General features: G+C 70.3%; 1 protein-coding gene. It reads right to left on the bottom strand.

Translation table 11 applies throughout. The features are described from left to right. Window positions 1-2,531: glycoside hydrolase family 3 C-terminal domain-containing protein (locus WA805_RS15710; RefSeq protein ID WP_425242695.1), on the bottom strand; the 2,531-nt coding region annotated here is incomplete at both ends.

The following is a 2,531-nucleotide window of genomic DNA, read 5'->3' as shown; positions in this document are numbered from 1 at the left end:
AGGAACCCGAGGTCGGTCCCTGACCCGGACAGCGCGACGGTCTGGCCGCCGGTGACTACGTTGTCCGGGCTCCCGGCTGCCACCGAGGGCCAGGTGAACGTGGTGCCGCCGATCGTGACCTGCCTGCCGGGGGTCAGCGCGGTCGGCGTGCCCGCGGCCAGCGCCTGGGCGGAGTAGCTGTCGCCGACCCCGTCGTAGTTGCCCGCCGCCGCGTCGGAGTTGTCGCTGATCCCGGTGTTGTTGTACGCGGCGGTAAGCGAGGAGTACGGAACGGTCACGGTGGTCGACGCCTCCGTGGTGACGCCGGAGTTGCCGGCCGTGGGCGTAACCGTGACCTGCAGTGTGTCCGTGCCGGCGGCGGCGTTAGCCGGCGCGGTCACGGTGAAGTGCTCGGTGACGGTCTGCCCGGGAGCGATGGTGACCGGCGCCGGGTTGCCAACGGTCCAGCCGGCCGGGGCCTTGAGCGTGAACCGCGCCTGCGGCATGGCGTAGTCACCGTTGTTGACCAGGGTGGCAGTCACGCGGGCGGGGGTGCCCGGTGTCACCGTGGTCGGGGCGCCGACGGTGGCGTAGCGGGCCCCGATCGTGCGGTCGACCGTGAAGTCGCCGTGCAGCGGCAGGTTGGCCAGGGCCGAGGAGTCGCCGACGTAGACGCCGAACGTGCCGTCGGGGAGCACCCAGCCGTTGGCCGTGTTGTCCCAGTACGACAGGTCCTGGCCGGAGAGGGTGAAGTGGACGGTCGTGGACTGCCCTGGCCGCAACGTGACCTTCTGGAAGCCCTTGAGCTGGCGTGGCGGCTCGCCGCTAGCGGCCGGGTCGTTAAGGTACAGCTGGGCCACGTCGGAGCCGGCCACCTTGCCGGTGTTGGTGACGGTGGCAGACACCGTTACCTGCTTGCCGGACTGCCCGTTGCAGCCACAGGCGGGCGTTCCCGGGTTTGACGTCCCGTTCTGGACCTGCCCAGGGGTGACGCTCAGGTGGCTGTAGGAGAACGTCGTGTAGGAGAGGCCGTAGCCGAACGGGAACATCGGGGTCTCGTTGTTCGCGTCGTAGTAGCGGTACCCGACGTCGATGCCCTCGGAGTACTGCACCTCGCCGCCGGTCCCCGGGAACTCGCTCGGGGTGGACGCGGGCACCTGCGACAGGTCGGTGGGGAAGGTGACCGGCAGGTGGCCGCTCGGGTCGGTCTGGCCGAACAGCACCGAGGCCAGCGCCGTGCCGTTGCTCTCGCCCGGGTACCAGGCGTCGACCACCGAGGAGACCTGGTTAATCCAGGGCGTGGTCACCGGGGCGCCCGCGTCCACGACGACGACCGTGTGCGGGTTGGCCGCGGCCACCGCTGAGATCAGCTCGTTCTGCGCGGACGGCAGGTTGAGGCTTGCGCGGTCCGCCGCTTCGGACTCGGTGTCGTCGGACACGACGACCACCGCGGTGGCGGCCGACTTCGCCGCGGTGACCGCCTGCGCGATCCCGGGCGCCAGGTCGGACGGGGTGGCCCAGCTCAGCGACGCTGACGGCCCGCCGCCCGAGAGCGACAGGGTGTAGGTCTGGCCGGCCGTCAGGTCGACGCCGACAGAGTAGGTGGAGACCGGCGGGGTGCCCGGGTTGGCGAGGATCTCCTTGCCGTCCAGGTACAGGTTGGTCGCGGTGTAAGAGCCCGGGTTGCTGAACGCCAGCACGTAGGTGCCGGTCTCCGGGGCGGTCAGCGTGCCGGTGTAGCTCGCGCCGTAGCCCGTCGCCGCGTACGCCGGGGTCAGGTCGGTGCTCGGGATCGCTGACAAGGACGTGTCGGTGGGCAGGCCCTGCACGTAGTTCACTGTGGTCCCTGTCCCCGCCGCGGCCTGGATGCCCTGCAGCGGGGTCACGTTGAACGTGGAGGTCACGTGGGCGCTGCCGCCGCCAGTGTCGGTCGGCGCGGCCGAGGCGGCCGGGCCGATCACCGCCACGGTCCCCGCTCCGTTCGCCGCCAGTGGCAGAGTGCCGCCGTCGTTCTTCAGCAGCACCGTCCCCGCCTCGGCGACCGCGGTGGAGACCGCCTGGTGGGCGGCGGTGGTGACGGTCGCGCTGGTCGTCCCGGTGGGCGGGTCGTTGAACTCGTTGAATTGGAACATCTCCGTCAGGATGCGGCTGACCATGCCGTTGAGCGTGGCCATGGAGACCTGGCCGTCCTGCACCGCAGCCTCGAGGGCCGGGCCGTAGAACTGCGCTGAGGGCATCTCCTGGTCGTTGCCGGCGTCGGCGGACTGAACCGTGGAGTGGGTGGCGCCGTAGTCCGACGTGACGAAGCCGGGGTAGCCCCAGTTCTGGTCCAGGGTGGTCTGCAGCAGGTACTGGTTCTGGCAGGCGGCCTGGCCGTTGATGTAGCTGTAGGCGCACATCACCGAAGACGCGTGGGCCTCCGCCGTCCCGGCATAGAACGCGGGAAGGTAGATCTCCTGCTCCGCCCGGGTGCTCACGATCGCGTTGTCGGCCGGGGCGTTGCGGTTCGTCTCCTGGTTATAGACGGCGAAGTGCTTGATCTGCGCCATCTC

Source organism: Trebonia sp., assembly GCF_049794275.1.
Lineage (GTDB): Bacteria > Actinomycetota > Actinomycetes > Streptosporangiales > Streptosporangiaceae > Trebonia.
The sequence above is the reverse complement of the archived record's forward strand: the minus strand, read 5'-3'. Positions and strand labels throughout refer to the sequence as shown.